Raw genomic sequence first — 18,985 nt, 5'->3', positions numbered from 1 at the left:
TGTCAGTTGTTGAGGGCCAGCGCAGCCTTGCGCGCTCGGCAGCGGCTACAGGTCATCCAACTGACGCACCGAGGCGCTAATCATCACACCTTGGCGAGCCACCGAATTTCGTATTGCGCACGCAGAAATAGCGGCTCTTTTTCAGGATTGCCGGGGCCACGGCGCAGGGCAGCACGGCTTGATTGACCTCGATCGACAACCGTTCACCCTGTGTCTCTTTAGGCAATATCAGGTCGCACCGGTTATCACCGTACCCGGGTTCCAAGCGGATATCGCGAACCACACGGTTGTCCATCTTCAGGACCAAGGGGCTTTGTGTGAGCCAAGTGCAGGCTTTCAAATCAGGGTGGGAAACACTGACTTGCACACGGTCGTCGCTGCTTGAGCTGGGAAGAAAGGGGATCATAAATATCGCGAAGATCAACCCTGAATTATTACGCCGCACGGACACGAGCAAAGGGCTGGATCCGCAGGATGCCTTGAGGCTGGCGCTATTATCTGTATTCGGTAGGGTCGAGTCGGTCCAGCCACCCGGCTGCTCGACTTTCCAACTGTGTCCCCACTTGTAATCAGTACAGCCACCCAGGCTCAACACCAGGGCCACCCCGATCGCCATCCTGCGCATATTCGGCATCCATTGCGAAAAATTTTGCCAGTGTACGGCAACCTGAAATATGTCGTCGCTGCCCGTCGCCATGGGCAGTGTTCGGAGGCTGGGTATCAGCGATTGAAGGCCAGCGCAGCCTTGCGCGCTCGGCAGCGGCTACAGGTGAGTGCTGTAGCCGCTGCCGAAGGCTGCGCTGGCCATTGGCGGCGCCGTTGAGTTATTGCACAGGGCTAGCGCCGGTTGCCGGCAATGGTGGCGGAGGCCGCCAACATCGCGCGCAGCAGCACCGCGCAGCCGGCGGCAAGGTCATCGGGGGCGGCGTTTTCGATTTCGTTGTGGCTGATGCCGCCTTCGCAAGGCACGAAGATCATCCCCGCCGGGCCCAGTTCGGCGACGAAGATCGCGTCGTGTCCGGCCCCGCTGACGATGTCCATATGGGACAGGCCCAAGCCCTGGGCTGCGCCGCGTACCGCTTCGATGCAGTCCGGGTCGAAATACAGCGGCGGGAAGTCGGCGGTGGGCGTCAGTTCAAAGCTCAGGCCATGCTCCTCGCAGGTGCTGTCGATCACTTGCCGCACCTGGTCGATCATCGAGTCCAGGCGCGCCGGTTCCAGGTGGCGGAAATCCAGGGTCATGCGCACCTCCCCCGGGATCACGTTGCGCGAGCCGGGGTAGGCTTGCAGGCAACCGACGGTGCCGCAGGCATGGGGTTGGTGCCCGAGGGCCGCGCGGTTGACGGCCGCGACCACCGCCGCCGCGCCGACCAGGGCGTCCTTGCGCAGGTGCATCGGGGTCGGCCCGGCGTGGGCTTCGACCCCGCGCAGCTTGAGGTCGAACCACTTCTGGCCGAGGGCGCCCATGACCACGCCAATGGTCTTGCGCTCGTCCTCGAGGATCGGCCCCTGTTCGATATGAGCCTCGAAATAGGCGCCCACCGGGTGCCCGCTGACCTTGCGCTGGCCGGCGTAGCCGATGGCGTTCAGGGCCTCGCCGACGCTGACCCCATCGACGTCGGTCTTGGCCAGGGTGTCCTCCAGGGTGAATTTCTCGGCGAACACCCCGGAGCCCATCATGCACGGCGGGAAGCGCGAGCCTTCTTCGTTGGTCCACACCACCACTTCCAGCGGCGCCTCGGTTTCCAGCTTGAGGTCGTTGAGGGTGCGCAGCACCTCGACCCCGGCCAGTACGCCGAAGCAGCCGTCGAACTTGCCGCCGGTGGGCTGAGTGTCGATATGGCTGCCGGTCATCACCGGGGGCAGCCCTGGGTTACGCCCGGGACGGCGGGCGAAGATGTTGCCGATGCCGTCCACCGTGACCGTGCAACCGGCCTCCTCGCACCAGGTCACGAACAGGTCCCGGGCCTGGCGATCGAGGTCGGTCAGGGCCAGGCGACAGACCCCACCCTTGACCGTGGCGCCAAGCTTGGCCAGTTCCATGAGCGACTGCCACAGGCGGTCGCGGTTGATGTGCTGATGGCTGGATTGCAGAACGTCGACGGCAGCGTTCATGGTGATCTCCTCAGGCTTTTTTTCTGATTGTGTGAGGCGGCCCGAACCCGGGCCGCCTGGGCTTCATGCATCAGCGCGAGCCAACAGCTGCTGGCTCAAACCGGGGTCTTGGCGGCCACCACCTGGGCATTGCGCAGGCTGCACAGGCCGTAATAAAGGACGCCGCCCAGGGCCGAACCGGTGAACCAGCCGTAGCTGTAGAACCAGCTGAATGCGTCGCTGCCCAGGGACAACAGGGTCAGCAGCACCGGCACGGCAAAGGCGATGAAACCGTTCCAGTTCCAGGCCGGGTACACGTCATCGCGGTACAGGCCGGCCAGGTCCAGGCGTTGTTTCTTGATGATGAAATAGTCCACCACCATGATCCCGGCAATCGGCCCCAGCAGGCTGGAATAACCCAGCAGCCAATTGGAGTACACGGTTTCCAGGCTGACATCGGAGATCAGCAGGCCGAGTTTTTTCAGCAGTTCATGAGCCATCAGCGCCAGGCCCACCAGGCCAGTGAGCAGCACCGCCTTGGTGCGCCCGATCAGCTTCGGCGCCAGGTTCTGGAAGTCATTGGTGGGCGAGACAATGTTGGCCGCGGTGTTGGTGGACAAGGTGGCGATGATGATCAGCGCCATGGCCAGGGCCACCCAGCCCGGGCTCTGGATATGGCCGATCAGGCTCACCGGATCGGACACGGTCACGCCCACCAGTTTCACCGAGGCGGCGGTCATCACCACGCCCAGGGCGGCGAACAGGAACATGGTCAGCGGCAGGCCGAAAATCTGCCCGAGGATCTGGTCTTTCTGGCTTTTGGCGTAGCGACTGAAGTCCGGAATGTTCAGCGACAGCGTGGCCCAGAACCCGACCATCGCCGTGAGCCCGGCCATGAAATAACTGGTGACGCTGGCGCCTTCGGGACGCTTGGGCGGGATCGCCAGCAACTCGCCGAGCGACACGTTGGGCAGGGCCCACACCAGCAGCCCGATACCCACCGCCACCAGCAGCGGCGCGGACAGGGTTTCCAGCCACTTGATCGACTCGGCGCCGCGCAGCACCACCCACAGGTTGAGGCTCCAGAAGATCATGAAGCCGATCACCTCGCCGGTGCCGCCCAGGGCCTTCCAGCCCTCGAAGATCGACCCCAGGAACAGGTGAATCGCCAGCCCGCCGAACATGGTCTGAATGCCGAACCAGCCGCAGGCCACCAGGGCCCGGATCAGGCACGGCACGTTGGAGCCGATGATGCCGAATGAGGAGCGCAGCAGCACCGGGAACGGAATGCCGTACTTGGTGCCGGCAAAGGCGTTGAGGGTCAGGGGGATCAGCACGATGATGTTGGCCAGCAGGATCGCCAGCAGTGCCTCGCCGACGCTGAGGCCGAAATAGGCGGTCAGCACCCCGCCCAGGGTGTAGGTCGGCACGCAGATCGACATGCCGATCCACAGCGCGGTGATGTGCCATTTGTTCCAGGTGCGTTCATGGACCTTGGTCGGGGCGATGTCGTGGTTATAACGGGGGCTGTCGAGTACGTCGCTGCCGGCGTCCAGCTCATACAAGCCGGCGCGCTCGGTCACTTGGGATCTGTTCTGTTGCATGGCCGCTCCACTGTTCTTTTTGATTATTTTTGCTCATCAGGCAGCTGGCGGACGGGACCGCGAGCCGGACGATGGCCGGAGAACTTACGACTTTTAACGACCGGCCAACCTGTCAGCGGCGGCACTCAATAAGCGTGCCGGATTATCCATTGACGGTATTTGGCGATCGTTAAAATCCATGTAAACAACTGATGTTCATCAGTTTTATTCTTATCAACTATCAAGCCCCGGGTACTTGCCTGTTCACTCAGGCTAACTGTTCGGCAAGTTGACCGTAGCGTCAGGACTCAATCTGGTGCACTGAAACTTTATTGCACACTTTTGTTCAGGCCATACGCCCCCTTCAAGCGGCTGATTTCACATAGGAAATCTTGACCATATTTCTATCCTGTCAAGTGCGTCAAAATGGTGAGGGGCTGCACCATTTTGCAGTTTTTGATATTTATTCGTTTAAATTCAATAACTTAATATTGATATAAGCTTATAAAAAATAATCTTGCTCATTCCAGGAACACCAGCTAGTTTCTATTCCTGACACCGCTGACAGGAATAAACTTGCGCAGCACGCTCGATATAAAACACTTAGAACCGGCATAAGTCGGTCATGCCTGCGAGGAACTCGGAATGTCTCTGTTGATCCGTGGCGCCACCGTTATTACCCATGATGAAAGTTATAAGGCTGATGTCTTGTGCGCCGATGGCGTAATCCAGGCCATCGGTAATAACCTGGATATTCCCGCCGGCGTCGAGGTGCTCGACGGCAGCGGCCAATACTTGATGCCCGGCGGCATCGACCCCCACACCCACATGCAATTGCCCTTTATGGGCACCGTGGCCAGCGAAGACTTTTTCAGCGGCACGGCGGCGGGCCTGGCGGGGGGGACCACGTCGATCATCGACTTCGTGATTCCCAACCCCCAGCAGTCGTTGCTCGAAGCGTTCCACCAGTGGCGTGGCTGGGCCGAGAAGTCGGCATCCGACTACGGGTTTCACGTGGCCATTACCTGGTGGAGCGAACAGGTGCGCGAAGAAATGGCCGAGCTGGTGAGCCGGCACGGGGTCAACAGCTTCAAGCATTTCATGGCTTACAAGAACGCGATCATGGCCGCCGACGACACCCTGGTGGCGAGCTTCGAACGCTGCCTGGAACTGGGCGCGGTGCCCACCGTGCATGCCGAGAACGGCGAGCTGGTGTATCACCTGCAACGCAAGCTGATGGCCCAGGGCATTACCGGCCCGGAAGCGCACCCGCTGTCGCGGCCCTCGCAAGTCGAAGGCGAAGCCGCGAGCCGCGCCATTCGCATCGCCGAAACCCTGGGCACACCGCTGTACCTGGTGCACGTCTCGACCAAGGAAGCCCTCGACGAAATCACCTATGCCCGCAGCAAAGGCCAGCCGGTCTACGGTGAAGTGCTGGCTGGGCATCTGTTGCTCGACGACAGTGTGTACCGCCACCCGGACTGGCAGACCGCTGCCGGCTACGTGATGAGCCCGCCCTTCCGTCCTCGCGGCCACCAGGAGGCGCTGTGGCATGGGCTGCAATCGGGCAACCTGCACACCACCGCCACCGACCACTGCTGCTTCTGCGCCGAACAAAAGGCCGCCGGGCGCGACGACTTCAGCAAGATACCCAACGGCACCGCCGGTATCGAAGACCGCATGGCCGTGCTCTGGGACGAAGGGGTCAACACCGGCCGCCTGTCGATGCAGGACTTCGTGGCCCTGACCTCCACCAATACCGCGAAAATCTTCAACCTCTACCCACGCAAGGGCGCGATCCGTGTCGGCGCCGATGCCGACCTGGTGCTCTGGGACCCGCAAGGCACCCGCACCATTTCCGCCAAGACCCACCACCAGCAGATCGACTTCAACATCTTCGAAGGCAAGACCGTGCGCGGCGTGCCCAGCCACACCATCAGCCAGGGCAAGTTGCTGTGGGTCGACGGCGACCTGCGGGCCGAACGCGGCGCCGGGCGCTACGTGGAACGCCCGCCCTACCCCGCGGTGTTCGACCTGTTGAGCAAGCGCGCCGAAGCCAGCAAGGCGACGGCCGTAGAGCGCTGAGGTTGCGTTGTGGTGGGGAGCCGGTGCTATTGCGGTTGCTGCGCAACCGAGCGGGAGCAAGCTCCCTCGCCACAGCAAGCTTCCTTGCCACAGCAGCGCCCTCGCCACGGTGAACGCGCTGACCACAGTGCGTTCGCCGGCCACTGCAAGCGCCTTTGCCACAGCGCTGTGAAAAAACAATGCCCGTCAGAGGCAATCGAGACAAAACCGTGAGGCCTAAACCGTGATCAAGACCTTGAACCACTTGCCCCACCCCCTCGCAGACAACGCCACCCTGGCCAGTCATTTCACCGATCTGGCGCCGCCGCTGAACGCGCGCCAAGCCCATCTGGAAGCGTCGCGCTGCCTGTACTGCTACGACGCACCCTGCGTCAATGCGTGCCCCAGCGAGATCGATATCCCGTCGTTCATCCGCAATATCCACACCGATAACGTCCAGGGTGCGGCGCAGAAAATCCTCTCGGCCAACATCCTCGGCGGCAGTTGCGCCCGGGTCTGCCCGACGGAAATCCTCTGCCAGCAGGCCTGCGTGCGCAACAACGCCCAGGAGTGCGCGCCGGTGCTGATCGGCCTGCTGCAACGCTATGCCGTGGACAACGCGCACTTCAGCCAGCACCCGTTCCAGCGTGCGGCGGCTACCGGCAAGCGCATTGCCGTGGTCGGCGCCGGCCCGGCGGGTCTGGCCTGCGCCCACCGCAGCGCCCTGCATGGGCACGAGGTGGTGATTTTCGAGGCCCGGGAAAAAGCCGGCGGCCTCAACGAATACGGGATCGCCAAATACAAGCTGGTGGATGACTTTGCCCAGCGGGAGCTGGAGTTTTTGCTGGGTATCGGCGGCATCGAAATCCGCCATGGGCAGAAGCTCGGTGACAACCTGAGCCTGACCGAGCTGCACCAGCAGTTCGACTCGGTGTTTCTCGGCCTGGGCCTGGCCGCCAGCAAACAGCTGGGGCTGGCCCATGAAGACGCGCCGGGCATGCTCGCTGCCACCGACTACATCCGCGAATTGCGCCAGGCCGATGACCTCGGCCAATTGCCGCTGGCTGACCGCTGCATCGTGCTCGGTGCGGGCAACACCGCCATCGATATGGCGGTGCAGATGGCGCGCCTCGGGGCGCGGGATGTGAACCTGGTGTATCGCCGTGGCCTCGAGGAAATGGGCGCCACCGAACACGAGCAGGACATCGCCAAGGCCAATCAGGTGCGCCTGCTGACCTGGGCCACGCCGCAGGAGGTGCTGCTCGATGAACAGGGGCAAGTGCGCGGCATGCGCTTCGCCCGGACCCAGCTGGTGGAGGGTCGGTTGCAAACCACCGGCGAGACCTTTGAACTGGCCGCCGACGGGATTTTCAAGGCCATCGGCCAGGCCTTCGACGGCGCGGCCCTGAGCGACCCCCTGGCCCGGGAACTGAAGCGCGCGGGCGAGCGCATCGAGGTCGACGCCCAGCTGCGCACCAGCATCCCCGGGGTCTATGCCGGCGGCGACTGCGTCAGCCTCGGCCAGGACCTCACCGTGCAGGCGGTGCAACACGGCAAGCTGGCCGCAGAAGCCATGCATGCCCAACTCATGCTCAATGTGGAGGCTGCGTAAATGGCCGATCTCTCGATTGTCTTCGCCGGCATCAAAGCCCCCAACCCATTCTGGCTGGCCTCAGCGCCCCCCACCGACAAGGCCTATAACGTGGTGCGCGCGTTCGAGGCCGGCTGGGGTGGCGTGGTCTGGAAAACCCTCGGCGAGGACCCGGCGGCGGTCAACGTCTCGTCGCGCTACTCGGCGCATTTCGGGCCCAACCGCGAGGTGATGGGCATCAACAATATCGAGCTGATCACCGACCGTTCCCTGGACATCAACCTGCGGGAAATTACCCAGGTGAAAAAGGACTGGCCGGACCGGGCGCTGATTGTGTCGCTGATGGTGCCCTGCGTTGAAGAGTCGTGGAAACACATTCTGCCCCTGGTAGAAGCCACCGGCGCCGATGGCATCGAGCTCAATTTCGGCTGCCCCCACGGCATGCCGGAACGGGGCATGGGCGCGGCCGTGGGCCAGGTGCCGGAATACGTCGAACAGGTGACCCGCTGGTGCAAGACCTATTGCTCGTTGCCGGTGATCGTCAAGCTCACGCCGAACATCACTGACATCCGCCTCGCGGCACGGGCGGCTCACCGTGGAGGGGCGGATGCGGTGTCGTTGATCAACACCATCAACTCCATCACCAGCGTCGACCTGGAGCGCATGGTGGCCCACCCCATGGTCGGCAGCCAGAGCACCCATGGCGGCTATTGCGGTTCGGCGGTCAAGCCGATTGCGCTGAACATGGTCGCGGAAATTGCCCGTGACCCGCAGACCCGGGGCTTGCCGATCTGCGGCATTGGCGGCATTGGCAACTGGCGCGATGCGGCGGAATTCGTGGCCCTGGGCTGCGGTGCGGTGCAGGTGTGCACAGCGGCGATGCTGCATGGGTTTCGGATTGTCGAGGAGATGAAGGACGGCCTCTCGCGGTGGATGGACAGCCAGGGCTACAGCAGCCTGCAGGCGTTCTCGGGCAAGGCCGTGGGCAACACCACCGACTGGAAGTACCTGGATATCAACTACCAGGTGATCGCCAAGATCGACCAGGCGGCGTGCATCGGTTGCGGGCGCTGCCACATCGCCTGCGAAGACACCTCGCACCAGGCCATCGCCAGCATCCGGCAGGCCGACGGCACCCATAAATATGAGGTGATCGACGACGAATGCGTGGGCTGCAACCTGTGCCAGATCACCTGCCCGGTGCAGGACTGCATCGAAATGATCCCCCAGGAAACCGGCAAACCCTTCCTCGACTGGCTGCACGACCCGCGCAATCCCTACAGGGAAGCAGCGGCAAGCGGCAAGTAGTAACAGCAACTACAAGCTGCAAGTGGCAAGCCTGGAGCCCACTTGCAGCTTGTAGCTTGCAGCCTGCCGCTGCCTCTAAGGTTCGAGGCCGATGCCGCGCAGGATGACGCTGGTGACGGTTTGCAGGGCGCGTTCGAATTGCATGTCGGAGAGTGGCTGGTGATCGTTGAGGATCATCACCTGGTGGTCGAAGTCGGCGTAGTGCTGGGTCGAGGCCCAGATCATGTACAGCAGGCTTGAAGGCTCCACCGGCAGGATGCGTTTGTCTTCGACCCACTGGCGGATTTTCGCTTCTTTCATTTTTGCCCAGTCGTACAGGCTGGCATCCAGCGCTTCGCCGAGGGTCGGTGCGCCGTGGATGATTTCGTTGGCCCAGACTTTCGAACCGTAGGGCCGGCTGCGGGAGTGGTTCATCTTGGCGCGGATGTAGCTGCTGAGGACCACCCGCGGGTCATCGAACATCTCGAAGCACAGGGCATCCTGTTTCCACACTTCCAGCAGGTCGAACAGCACCGCGCTGTACAGCTCGCTCTTGGTGCTGAAGTAGTAATGCAGGTTGGAACGCGGCAGTTGCACCTCTTCGGCGATGTCGGCCATGGCGGTGCCGCCATAACCCTTTTCAGCGAAGACTTTCTCGGCGGCGAGGAGGATTTTTTCAACGTTACTGCGGCGGATTTCGATCTTGTGATTGCCCATGAGGGCTCCCTGAAGACAACGTGGCTCAAGACTAGCATCCGCTCCAGAGCGGGGCGAGGCCTGCTCGGCAGCGCAACCGCCGCTCTCGCCACAACAGGCGCGATTGGGTAGGATCGCCCTCCCATTCATTGGCAGACGCTGCCGCAGTGCCCCGTCCAGACGTTGATTCGCGACCCGGGCACCCGCTCCCTCTGCACCAATGCCGGCCCTGCCCGATCGCCGGCCATCTGTCCTGTTTCCGATGGAACCTCCATGACTATTCGCCCACGCAACGCTGCCGACGACCAGTCGCTTGCCGACCTGTGGCAGCGTTCGGTACGCGCCACCCACGACTTCCTCAGCGAAGACGATATCCAGTTGCTCTACCCCCTGGTGCGCGACGCCTATCTGCCGGCCCTCAAGACCTGGCTCTGGCAAAACCCCGATGGCAGCCCGGGTGGTTTTATCGCCACCGCGGGCGACAAGGTGGAAATGCTGTTTATCGAGCCGGCGCAACGCGGCCAGGGCATCGGCCGCCAGTTGCTGGATTACGTGCGCGCCGGGCACCCGAGCCTGAGTGTCGACGTCAACCAGCAGAATCCCCAGGCCCACGGCTTTTACCGGCGCTACGGCTTCGAAGACATCGGCTGCTCGCCGACCGATGGCGAGGGCCGGCCCTTTCCGATCATCCATATGCGCCTGGCGCAGCGTTGAAAAACCACTGGCCGGCGTTTCACTCGCCGGCCGCTTCGTGCTCTAGTGAGCACCCGTCGTCTTCCTCGAAGGTATCCCACGATGCGCCTGAAACAACTCCTCACTGCCAGCGCCCTGCTGGCTTCCCTGCTGGCCGCTTCCTCGGTGTTCGCCCACGCCCATCTGCAAGCCAGTACCCCGGCCGCCGACACGGTGGTGACGCCACCGCAAGCCTTGCGCCTGGTGTTTTCCGAGGGCGTCGAGGCCAGCTTCACCCAGGTCAGCCTGAGCCGGGACGGCGCACCGGTGGCGCTCAATGGCCTGGCCACCGAAGGCGCGGACAAAAAGACCCTGGTGGTAACCCCGGCCGCCCCGCTGGCGGCAGGCACCTACAAGGTCGACTGGCACGCGGTGTCGGTCGACACCCATAAGAGCGCCGGCAGCTACAGCTTCAAGGTCGGCCAGTAATTCATGTCGAGCCTGCTGGTGCTGTGCCGGTTTGTGCACTTCACGATGGTGTTGATGCTGTTCGGGGCCTGGGTCTTTGCCCCCCTGCTGCTGGGCCGTGGCGACAGGCACCCGGTGCTGCATCAGCGCGTCGCTCGCCTCAGCACCGGGCTGACGACCGTGGCGCTGCTCAGCGGGGTCTGCTGGCTGCTGCTGATCACCGCCAGCATGGCCGATTCCTGGTCGGCGGCGCTGGACCCGGCAACCGTGCAATTGGTGCTGGGCAAGACCTTTTTCGGCCAGGTCTGGTCCTGGCACCTGCTGTTCAATGCCCTGCTGCTGGGGGTGCTGCTGAGCCCCCTGCGCACTCGTTTTCCGCTCAAGCTGAGCCTCGCCGCACTGCTGCTGGCAACCCTGGCGCCGGTGGGCCACGGCGCCATGCTCGATGGGCTGGCGGGCCAGTTGCTGATTCTCAATCAGATCGTGCATTTGAGTTGTGTCGGGGTCTGGCTCGGCGGGCTGATGCTGCTGTCGTTGCTGTTGCTGCAGCCGAACCCCAGCGCGATGGAAGCGGTTTTAAGGCGCTTCAGCGGCGTGGGGTACGCCCTGGTGGCGGGCTTGCTGCTCAGTGGCCTGATCAATGTCCGGGTGTTGACCGGGCACTGGTGGCCGACGCCGCTGTTCAGCGGCTTTGCCCTGATTCTGCTGATCAAGGCACTGCTGGTGTCGGCCATGCTGGGGCTGGCGCTGCTGCACCGCCTGCGCCTGGCTGGCTGCGACCAGCGCCTGGGGGCATTGCGCACTAGCGTGCTGCTGGAGTGGCTGCTGGGGGTGGCGGCCGTGGCGGCTGTTTCCCTGTTGGGCACCCTGCCGCCGATGCAGGCGCTGTAGGCCGCGCACTCCGTTCACGCTCCCGGCGGCTTTTAACGCCCCATGGGCCGCACGGGGACAGGTTCTCAGGGCGTGACCGAGGTATCGATACTCACCACCACCGACATCCCCGGGCGCAGGCGCTGGCTTTCAGCCTGGTCCGGGTCGACGGTGATGCGCACCGGCACGCGCTGGGCGATCTTGACGAAGTTGCCGGTGGCGTTGTCGGCTTGCAGCAGGCTGAACTCCGAGCCGGTGCCCGGGGAAATCCGCTGCACCCGGCCGGTGAATTTACGGTGGTTCAAGGCGTCCACGGTGAAACTCGCCGGCTGGCCGATGCGCACGCTGTCCATCTGGGTTTCTTTCATGTTGGCGATGATCCACAGCTGGTTCGGCACCAGCGCCATCAACTGCGCGCCGGAATTGACGTAGGCCCCCAGGCGCACGCCGATCTGCCCCAACTGGCCGTCGCGCGGGGCGAGGATCCGGGTATTGGACAAGTCGATCCGCGCCAGTTGCACCGCCGCTTCGGCGCTGGCGACCGCCGCCTCCAGCGAGCCACGGTTGACGATCACCGTCTGCAGGTCCTGGCGCGCGATTTCCAGGGACGCCTGGGCCTGGGCCACGGCGGCGAGGGTCTGGGCGTTGGCGGCGCGGGTCACGTCCAGCTCGCGCTGGGACACCGAGCCGTCGCTGACCAAGGCCTGGTTGCGCCGCAGGTCGGCCGCGCTTTTTTGCGCCTGGGCCTGGCTGTCGGCCAGGGCCGCCTGGCGCAACTTGATGGTGGCCTCGGCGCTGTTGCGTTGCTGCACCACATTGGCCAGGGCGGCTTTCTGCACCGCCAGCTGGGCCAGGGACTGATCCAGGCGCTGCTGGTAGATGCGGTCATCCAGGCGCACCAGCAGGTCGCCGGCCTTGACGAACTGGAAGTCCTGCACCGGCACTTCGAACACATAGCCGCTCAACTGCGGGCCGATGATGGTCACCTGGCCACGCACCAGGGCGTTCTCGGTGGTTTCCACGGCGCTGCCGAACGGTGGCAACTGCCAGGCATAGAGCACGATCGCCACGCCGACAATGGCGATGGCGGCAAAGCCCAGGGACGAGATGATCCGCACCCGCAACGAGCGCGGCTCGGTGGCCGGGGTCGACGGCGGCGCCGTGCCTTCCGGGGTCGAGGCGATGGCATGGGTGGTCGTGGTGGTCGGTTCGCTCATGAAGAAGGGGCACCGTTGGGTTGAACGGGAGCCGGGCCGGCGGGCGCGGCGGCTTTGGTGGTGCTTATCAGCCACAGGCTGCGAATGAAGATCCAGATCATGGTCAGCACGGCAATCACCGCGATCAGCATGAACACATCGTTATAGGCCAGCACATTGGCCTCGCGAGTGGCGGCGGTGGCCAGGCTGCGAATGCCCTGCAGGGTGCGCTGGTCGGGATCGGCGATCACCCCGCCGACCGCCGAGCCGCCGCTTTGCACCCGCGCCAGGACCCGGGGGTCGAGCAGGGTCAGGTGTTCGACGATATGGCTGGAGTGGAACTTCTCGCGCACGATCTGGAAGGTGCCGAGCAAGGCGGCGCCAATCAGCCCGCCGAGGTTCTGGCAGATGCCGAACAGCACCGAGAAACTCACCAGGTTGCGCGGGTTGGTCAGCACGTTGCGGGTGCCCAGGACCATGGTCGGGCCGAGGAAAAACGTGCCGCCAAAGGCCAGCAGGAACTGGCTGAAATACATGTTGGCCGGGCGCGTCAGGTTGCTGGAGAAGCTGTCCATCACCGAGCCCGTGGCCATCAGTGCCAGGGAAATGATCAGCGGCATCAGCAGGTGCGCCGGGTTGATGGTCAGGGCGCTGGTGGCCAGCCCGGCGATGCTGCCCAGCAGCATCACGCCGTAGAGCATGCGCATCTGCTGGCTGCTCATGTTCAGCGCCTGCAGAAAGCCCACGGCACCGGTGGACTGCTCCGACAGCACCATGCGGATCAGTATCACCGCCAGGGCCAGGCGGATAATCGCCCCGCTGCCCAGCCAGCGGGTCATCAGCATCGGGTTGCTGCGGTTATGTTCGATGCACAGGCCGGCCATGATCAGCACGATGGAGGCGGCCGAAGCGACGCCGATCCACGGCGCTTCCAGCCACCAGTCGATGCGCCCCAGGGACAGCACCGCGCACAGCAGCGCCACGCCACTGGCCAGCAGGGCAAAGGTCAGGAAGTCGAGTTTTTCGAAGGTCTTGAAGCGGTCGCCCGGCGGCAGTTTGAGCAGCAGCACACAGCCCAGCGACGTCAGGGCCAGGCCCAGCTCGAACAGGTACAGCCCGCGCCATTCGGCGATTTGCAGCAAGTCTTCGGAAAACAGCCGGGCCAGGGGCAAGGCCAGCTGCGAGGTGCCCAGGCCCAGGACCAGGGCTTTGAGGCGCCACTTCGCGGGGAAGGCCTGGATCATGTAGTACAGGCCCAGGGAACTCAGGGCCGCGCCGACCATGCCGTGGGCCGCGCGCACGGCGATGGCCGAGTTCAGGTCGTTGACGAACAGATGGCCGAAGGTCACCAGGGCGTAGAGCACCAGGAACACCTCGGTAAAGGCCCGCAGGCCGAATTGCTGGCGAAACTTCACCAGCAGCAGGTTCATCGAGACGTTGGTCATGACGTAGGCCGTGGGCAGCCAGGCCATTTCGGCGGTGGTCGCACCGAGGGCGCCTTGCAGGTACGGCAGGTTGGCGATCACCAGGGAGTTGCCCAGGCCACCGGTCAGCGCCACCAGCAAACCGACCAGGGCATACGCCAGGCGCTTGCGGTTGGAGTGCAGCGGTGTCGAGGGCGAGCCGGGCAAGCTGGGCTTTTCGTGGGGCTGCCAGTTGCGCGGGACGTAGTGATCCATTCAATGGCCTTGTGCGGGCGTATGGGTGACTCGATCAAGCCGGAAATTGCCTGGCAGTGTGCCGCAAAAGCACCGCAGGCTGGCAAGTACCTCGGCGTTTTTTTGTGGGCCAGCGGCTACAAATCGGCGCTGTAGACGCTGCCGAGGCACGAGGCTGCGCTGGCCTTCGAAAACGCCAGGGTTTCGTCAGATGCATCTCCGGCCCTCGGCAACCCCGCTATTCCTTCAAGCGCCCCTTCGAAACTCGGATTGACCGTTGACAAGCCGGCAAAGCGCTGTAAATAATCCGCCCATGTCGTACGACAACGTATGACAATGCCAACAATAACAATAAAACGGAGCCTCCCCTGTGACGACACTCGCCCGTCTGTTTGCCCGTTCGCCCACGCCCCAGACCCTCGCCCTGTACAGCTGCGCCGCCCTGACCCTGGCGATGCCCCTGTGCAGCCAGGCCGAAGGTTTTCTCGATGACACCAAGGCCACGCTGAACCTGCGCAACGCCTACTTCAATCGCAACTTCACCAACCCCGCCTACCCCCAGGGCAAGGCCGAGGAATGGACCCAGAGCTTTATCCTCGACGCCAAGTCCGGGTTTACCCAGGGCACCGTCGGCTTCGGCCTGGACGTGCTGGGGATGTACTCGGTCAAGCTCGACGGCGGCAAAGGGACTGGCGGCACCCAGTTGCTGCCCCTGGACCGTGACGGGCGTCCGGCCGACAACTTCGGCCGCCTGGGCGTGGCGCTCAAGGCCAAGCTGTCGCAAACCGAACTGAAGGTCGGGGAATGGATGCCGGTGTTGCCGATCCTGCGCTCCGACGATGGTCGCTCACTGCCGCAGACCTTCCGCGGCGGCCAGGTTACCTCCAGGGAAATCGACGGCCTGACGCTGTACGGCGGCCAGTTCCGCGGCAACAGCCCGCGCAACGACTCGAGCATGGAAGACATGTTCATGCAGGGCAAAACCGCTTTCACCTCGGACCGCTTCAACTTCGGCGGCGGCGAATACACCTTCAACGACAAACGCACCCAGGTCGGCTTGTGGTACGCCGAGCTGACCGATATCTATCAGCAGCAGTACCTCAACCTGACCCACACCCAGCCGTTGGGCGACTGGACCCTGGGGGCCAACCTCGGCTACTTCATCGGCAAGGAAGACGGCAGTGCCCTGGCCGGCGACCTCGACAACAAGACCGCGTTCGCCCTGCTCTCGGCCAAATATGGCGGCAGCACCTTTTATGTCGGCCTGCAAAAGCTCACCGGCGACAGCGCCTGGATGCGGGTCAATGGCACCAGCGGCGGCACCCTGGCCAACGACAGTTACAACGCCAGCTACGACAACGCCCGGGAGAAATCCTGGCAACTGCGCCACGACTACAACTTCGCCGCCCTCGGCGTGCCCGGCCTGACCCTGATGAATCGCTACATCAGCGGCGACAACGTGCACACCGGAGCCATCACCGACGGCAAGGAATGGGGCCGCGAGTCGGAACTGGCCTACACCGTGCAGAGCGGCGCCTTGAAGAACCTCAACCTGAAATGGCGCAACGCAAGCATCCGCCGCGACTACAGCACCAACGAGTTCGACGAAAACCGGATATTCATCAGTTACCCGCTCTCCCTGCTCTAAAACGCGGAAAGATCGAGAAAGACAGCTGTGGCCGCTGCCGAGCAACGAGGCTGCGCTGGCCCTTGAATGCGCCGCCATACACCCGGGAGAAATACGGCGATTTTCAGGGGCAGCGTCCGAACGCGGCCCGAGCCTGCGGCAGCGGTTGCAGCGGCGGCAGGTAACAAAAGGCCACAGCTTTTTCGCGATCAGGCGTTGACAAAGGCCCCCTGGGATAACGAAACTCCGAAAAGTCATACGACAACCTACAACAATTTCAAGCAACGATCATTGATCAGGGTTTTCCATGAACAGCACCCCCTCCCCGCGCAAACCCTTCAATCGCCTGCTGCTCACCGGCGCCGCCGGCGGCCTGGGCAAGGTCCTGCGCGAAAGCCTGCGGCCTTACGCCGAAGTCCTGCGGCTGTCGGACATCGGCGAAATGGCCCCGGCTGCCGGCCCCGAGGAAGAAGTGGTGCGCTGCGACCTGGCAGACAAGCAGGCCGTGCATCAGTTGGTCGAAGGCGTCGACGCGATCCTGCACTTTGGCGGGGTCTCGGTGGAGCGCCCGTTCGAGGAGATTCTCGGGGCCAATATCTGCGGGGTGTTTCACATCTATGAAGCGGCGCGCCGCCATGGGGTGAAGCGGGTGGTCTTTGCCAGTTCCAACCACGTGATCGGTTTCTACCAGCAGGACCAGAAGCTCGACGCCCACTCCCCGCGCCGCCCGGACAGCTACTACGGCCTGTCCAAGTCCTATGGCGAAGACATGGCCAGCTTCTACTTCGACCGTTACGGCATCGAGACCGTGAGCATCCGCATCGGCTCCTCGTTCGCCGAGCCGCAGAACCGCCGGATGATGAGCACCTGGCTCAGCTTTGGCGACCTCACCCAACTCCTCGAATGCGCGCTGTACACGCCGAATGTCGGCCACACCGTGGTCTATGGCGTGTCCGACAACCACAACGTCTGGTGGGACAACCACCTGGCCAGTGCCCTGGGGTACGCCCCCCGCGACAGCTCCGAAGTGTTCCGAGCCAAGGTCGAGGCCCTGCCGCTGCCGGCGGCCGACGACCCGGCGCGGATCTACCAGGGCGGCGCGTTTGTCGCGTCCGGCCCGTTCGACGACTGATCCACAGCGCCACGCATTGCCCATAACGTCATCAAGGGAACTGAGCCGTCATGCAAGCAGAGTTGATTGTCGATGCACGCAACGCCGTCGGTGAAAGCCCGGTCTGGGTCGCCGAGGAGCAGGCGCTGTACTGGGTGGATATTGCCGCCGGCGGCCTGCAACGCTGGAGTGCCCACAGCGGCCAGGTCGATACCTGGACCGCCCCGCAAATGCTCGCCTGCATCGCCCGCCACAGCGACGGCGGCTGGGTGGCGGGGATGCAGAGCGGGTTCTTTCACCTGCACCCCCACAATGACGGCAGCCTCGACAGCGAGCCCTTGCCGAGCGTGGCCCACGCCCGCCCGGACATGCGCCTGAACGATGGCCGCTGTGATCGCCAGGGGCGCTTCTGGGCCGGGAGCATGGTCCTGGACATGGGCGCCAATGCCGCCGATGGCGCGCTGTATCGCTACCAGGCCGGTCAGGCAGGCCCGCTGGCCGCGCAACTGCAAGGCTTTATCGTGCCCAACGGCCTGGCCTTCAGCCCCGACGGGCAGACCCTGTACCTCTCCGACTCCCATCCTCTGGTGCAGAAGATCTGGGCCTTCGATTACGACACCGACAGTGGCACCCCCTCCAATCGCCGGCTGTTCGTCGACATGCAGCGCTTTCTCGGGCGCCCGGATGGCGCCGCGGTGGACGCCGACGGCTGTTACTGGATCTGCGCCAACGACGCCGGGCTGATTCACCGCTTTACCCCCGACGGCCGCCTGGATCGCTCCCTCAGCGTACCGGTGAAGAAACCCAGCATGTGCGCCTTTGGCGGCAGCCGCCTGGACACCCTGTTCGTGACCTCGATCCGCCCCGGCGACGAGCTGGACCCCCAGTCCCTGGCCGGCGGCGTGTTTGCCTTGAACCCGGGGGTCACGGGCCTGGCCGAACCGCTGTTCAAGGGCCTGGCCGGCTGAACCCGGGCCAGGCACCGCACCCTGTTTACCGCATCGCTGCTCTTTGAATAAAAACAACAAAACGGAGATCCACCATGAATTTCAAACGCACCTTGCTCGTCGTCGCCCTCCCCCTGGCCTTCAGTGTCTCGACCCTGGCCCAGGCCCTGGAAATCAAGTTCGCCGATATTCACCCCGCCGGCTACCCGACCGTGGTCGCCGAAGAAAACATGGGCAAGACCCTGGTCAAGGAGAGCAATGGCCAGCTGACCTTCAAGATGTTCGCCGGCGGCGTGCTCGGTTCCGAGAAGGAAGTGATCGAACAGGCCCAGGTCGGAGCGATCCAGATGGCCCGGGTCAGCCTCGGCATTGTCGGCCCGGTGGTGCCGGACGTGAACGTGTTCAACATGCCGTTCGTGTTCCGCGACCAGGCCCATATGCGCAAGATCATCGACGGCGAGATCGGCCAGGAAATCCTCGACAAGATCACCCAGTCCGAATTCAACCTGGTGGCCCTGGCCTGGATGGACGGCGGCACGCGCAACCTCTACACCAAGAAGCCGGTGCGCAGCCTGGCCGACCTCAAGGGCATGAAGATACGCGTGCAAGGCAACCCGATGTTCATCGAAACCATCAATGCCATGGGCGGCAACGGCATTGCCATGGACACCGGCGAGATCTTCAGCGCCCTGCAGACCGGGGTCATCGACGGCGCGGAAAACAACCCGCCGACCATGCTGGAACACAACCACTACCAAAATGCCAAGTTCTACAGCCTGACCGGGCACCTGATCCTCCCGGAACCCCTGGTGATGTCCAAGACCACCTGGAACAAGCTCACCCCCGAGCAGCAGACCCTGGTGACCAAGGCCGCCAAGGCCGCGCAGTTTGAAGAGCGCCAACTGTGGGATGCCAAGTCCGCCAGCAGCGAAGCCAAGCTCAAGGCCGCCGGGGTGGAATTTATCGTGGTCGACAAAAAGCCCTTCTATGACGCCACCGCCGACATTCGCCAGAAGTACGGCGCGCCTTACGCCGAGCTGATGACCCGTATCGAAGCCGTCGAGTGACCCCGCGTCTCCTCCTATAGAAGGCCCTGTCTGCCCGTGGCCCTGCGCCCCGGG

16 protein-coding genes are annotated in these 18,985 nt (G+C 63.7%); 10 read left to right on the top strand and 6 right to left on the bottom strand.

Going from position 1 to position 18,985, the window contains the following annotated elements; translation table 11 throughout:
* Positions 1–76: 76 nt before the first annotated feature.
* From CF161_RS30885 to CF161_RS30875, 3 genes are all read right to left on the bottom strand, one after another.
* Positions 77–697: a hypothetical protein gene (locus CF161_RS30885; RefSeq protein WP_052027237.1), complete on the bottom strand. Its 621-nt coding sequence runs from the start codon at positions 695–697 to the stop codon at positions 77–79.
* A 140-nt stretch (positions 698–837) separates the two neighbouring features.
* Positions 838–2,115, bottom strand: a complete 1,278-nt coding sequence (locus CF161_RS30880) for a Zn-dependent hydrolase (protein WP_020300568.1) — start codon at positions 2,113–2,115, stop codon at positions 838–840.
* 95 nt (positions 2,116–2,210) lie between these two features.
* Positions 2,211–3,698 (bottom strand): NCS1 family nucleobase:cation symporter-1, encoded by a 1,488-nt coding sequence (locus CF161_RS30875; protein ID WP_020300567.1) that lies wholly within the window; start codon positions 3,696–3,698, stop codon positions 2,211–2,213.
* Between the two features lie 624 nt (positions 3,699–4,322).
* Here CF161_RS30875 and hydA point away from each other — a divergent pair.
* The 3 genes from hydA to preA all read left to right on the top strand — a co-directional run bounded on the left by hydA (position 4,323) and on the right by preA (position 8,640).
* Positions 4,323–5,762 carry a dihydropyrimidinase gene (gene hydA / locus CF161_RS30870; RefSeq protein ID WP_020300566.1) on the top strand — a complete coding sequence of 480 codons (1,440 nt, stop codon included), beginning with the start codon at positions 4,323–4,325 and terminating at the stop codon, positions 5,760–5,762.
* Between the two features lie 223 nt (positions 5,763–5,985).
* Entirely contained in the window at positions 5,986–7,353 is a 1,368-nt protein-coding gene (locus CF161_RS30865; RefSeq protein WP_020300565.1) for an NAD(P)-dependent oxidoreductase, read from the top strand.
* On the top strand, positions 7,354–8,640 hold the full coding sequence (gene preA, locus CF161_RS30860) for an NAD-dependent dihydropyrimidine dehydrogenase subunit PreA (RefSeq protein ID WP_020300564.1): 1,287 nt from the start codon (positions 7,354–7,356) through the stop codon (positions 8,638–8,640).
* A gap of 75 nt (positions 8,641–8,715) precedes the next feature.
* Here the strand turns inward: preA and CF161_RS30855 are convergent, their stop codons facing one another.
* Positions 8,716–9,336, bottom strand: a complete 621-nt coding sequence (locus tag CF161_RS30855; protein ID WP_020300563.1) for a TetR/AcrR family transcriptional regulator — start codon at positions 9,334–9,336, stop codon at positions 8,716–8,718.
* Positions 9,337–9,588: 252 nt separating this feature from the next.
* Between CF161_RS30855 and CF161_RS30850 the strand changes: the two genes are divergently transcribed.
* The 3 genes from CF161_RS30850 (at position 9,589) to copD (ending at position 11,346) form a co-directional block, all read left to right on the top strand.
* A complete protein-coding gene (locus tag CF161_RS30850) occupies positions 9,589–10,029 on the top strand; it encodes a GNAT family N-acetyltransferase (RefSeq protein WP_020300562.1) in 441 nt (146 codons plus the stop codon).
* A gap of 81 nt (positions 10,030–10,110) precedes the next feature.
* Positions 10,111–10,476, top strand: coding sequence for a copper homeostasis periplasmic binding protein CopC (gene copC, locus CF161_RS30845; RefSeq protein ID WP_020300561.1), 366 nt, complete (start codon positions 10,111–10,113; stop codon positions 10,474–10,476).
* A 3-nt stretch (positions 10,477–10,479) separates the two neighbouring features.
* Positions 10,480–11,346: a copper homeostasis membrane protein CopD gene (gene copD, locus CF161_RS30840; RefSeq protein WP_020300560.1), complete on the top strand. Its 867-nt coding sequence runs from the start codon at positions 10,480–10,482 to the stop codon at positions 11,344–11,346.
* A 65-nt stretch (positions 11,347–11,411) separates the two neighbouring features.
* Here the strand turns inward: copD and CF161_RS30835 are convergent, their stop codons facing one another.
* Both CF161_RS30835 and CF161_RS30830 read right to left on the bottom strand, forming a co-directional pair.
* Entirely contained in the window at positions 11,412–12,542 is a 1,131-nt protein-coding gene (locus CF161_RS30835; protein WP_020300559.1) for an HlyD family secretion protein, read from the bottom strand.
* On the bottom strand, positions 12,539–14,200 hold the full coding sequence (locus tag CF161_RS30830; RefSeq protein ID WP_020300558.1) for an MFS transporter: 1,662 nt from the start codon (positions 14,198–14,200) through the stop codon (positions 12,539–12,541). The genes CF161_RS30835 and CF161_RS30830 overlap by 4 nt, the downstream gene beginning before the upstream one ends.
* A 349-nt stretch (positions 14,201–14,549) precedes the next feature.
* Between CF161_RS30830 and CF161_RS30825 the strand changes: the two genes are divergently transcribed.
* From CF161_RS30825 to CF161_RS30810, 4 genes are all read left to right on the top strand, one after another.
* Positions 14,550–15,827 (top strand): OprD family porin, encoded by a 1,278-nt coding sequence (locus CF161_RS30825; RefSeq protein ID WP_020300556.1) that lies wholly within the window; start codon positions 14,550–14,552, stop codon positions 15,825–15,827.
* Positions 15,828–16,113: 286 nt separating this feature from the next.
* Positions 16,114–16,938, top strand: a complete 825-nt coding sequence (locus CF161_RS30820) for an NAD(P)-dependent oxidoreductase (RefSeq protein WP_020300555.1) — start codon at positions 16,114–16,116, stop codon at positions 16,936–16,938.
* Between the two features lie 50 nt (positions 16,939–16,988).
* Positions 16,989–17,885, top strand: a complete 897-nt coding sequence (locus tag CF161_RS30815) for an SMP-30/gluconolactonase/LRE family protein (protein ID WP_020300554.1) — start codon at positions 16,989–16,991, stop codon at positions 17,883–17,885.
* Between the two features lie 74 nt (positions 17,886–17,959).
* Positions 17,960–18,931, top strand: coding sequence for a TRAP transporter substrate-binding protein (locus CF161_RS30810; RefSeq protein ID WP_020300553.1), 972 nt, complete (start codon positions 17,960–17,962; stop codon positions 18,929–18,931).
* The last annotated feature ends 54 nt before the right edge of the window (positions 18,932–18,985 follow it).

It is taken from the genome of Pseudomonas sp. CF161, from assembly GCF_000416215.1.
Taxonomy (GTDB): domain Bacteria; phylum Pseudomonadota; class Gammaproteobacteria; order Pseudomonadales; family Pseudomonadaceae; genus Aquipseudomonas.
This window is presented reverse-complemented; position numbering and strand designations above follow the sequence as displayed.

Bases quoted from the DNA above. Each gene is read 5' to 3' on its own strand.
- CF161_RS30850 (WP_020300562.1), top strand. From the start codon at position 9,589: ATGACTATTCGCCCACGCAACGCTGCCGACGACCAGTCGCTTGCCGAC.
- CF161_RS30830 (WP_020300558.1), bottom strand. From the start codon at position 14,200: ATGGATCACTACGTCCCGCGCAACTGGCAGCCCCACGAAAAGCCCAGC.
- copC (WP_020300561.1), top strand. From the start codon at position 10,111: ATGCGCCTGAAACAACTCCTCACTGCCAGCGCCCTGCTGGCTTCCCTG.
- CF161_RS30875 (WP_020300567.1), bottom strand. From the start codon at position 3,698: ATGCAACAGAACAGATCCCAAGTGACCGAGCGCGCCGGCTTGTATGAG.
- CF161_RS30810 (WP_020300553.1), top strand. From the start codon at position 17,960: ATGAATTTCAAACGCACCTTGCTCGTCGTCGCCCTCCCCCTGGCCTTC.
- CF161_RS30885 (WP_052027237.1), bottom strand. From the start codon at position 697: ATGGCGACGGGCAGCGACGACATATTTCAGGTTGCCGTACACTGGCAA.
- hydA (WP_020300566.1), top strand. From the start codon at position 4,323: ATGTCTCTGTTGATCCGTGGCGCCACCGTTATTACCCATGATGAAAGT.
- CF161_RS30855 (WP_020300563.1), bottom strand. From the start codon at position 9,336: ATGGGCAATCACAAGATCGAAATCCGCCGCAGTAACGTTGAAAAAATC.
- CF161_RS30880 (WP_020300568.1), bottom strand. From the start codon at position 2,115: ATGAACGCTGCCGTCGACGTTCTGCAATCCAGCCATCAGCACATCAAC.
- CF161_RS30835 (WP_020300559.1), bottom strand. From the start codon at position 12,542: ATGAGCGAACCGACCACCACGACCACCCATGCCATCGCCTCGACCCCG.
- copD (WP_020300560.1), top strand. From the start codon at position 10,480: ATGTCGAGCCTGCTGGTGCTGTGCCGGTTTGTGCACTTCACGATGGTG.
- preA (WP_020300564.1), top strand. From the start codon at position 7,354: ATGGCCGATCTCTCGATTGTCTTCGCCGGCATCAAAGCCCCCAACCCA.
- CF161_RS30820 (WP_020300555.1), top strand. From the start codon at position 16,114: ATGAACAGCACCCCCTCCCCGCGCAAACCCTTCAATCGCCTGCTGCTC.
- CF161_RS30815 (WP_020300554.1), top strand. From the start codon at position 16,989: ATGCAAGCAGAGTTGATTGTCGATGCACGCAACGCCGTCGGTGAAAGC.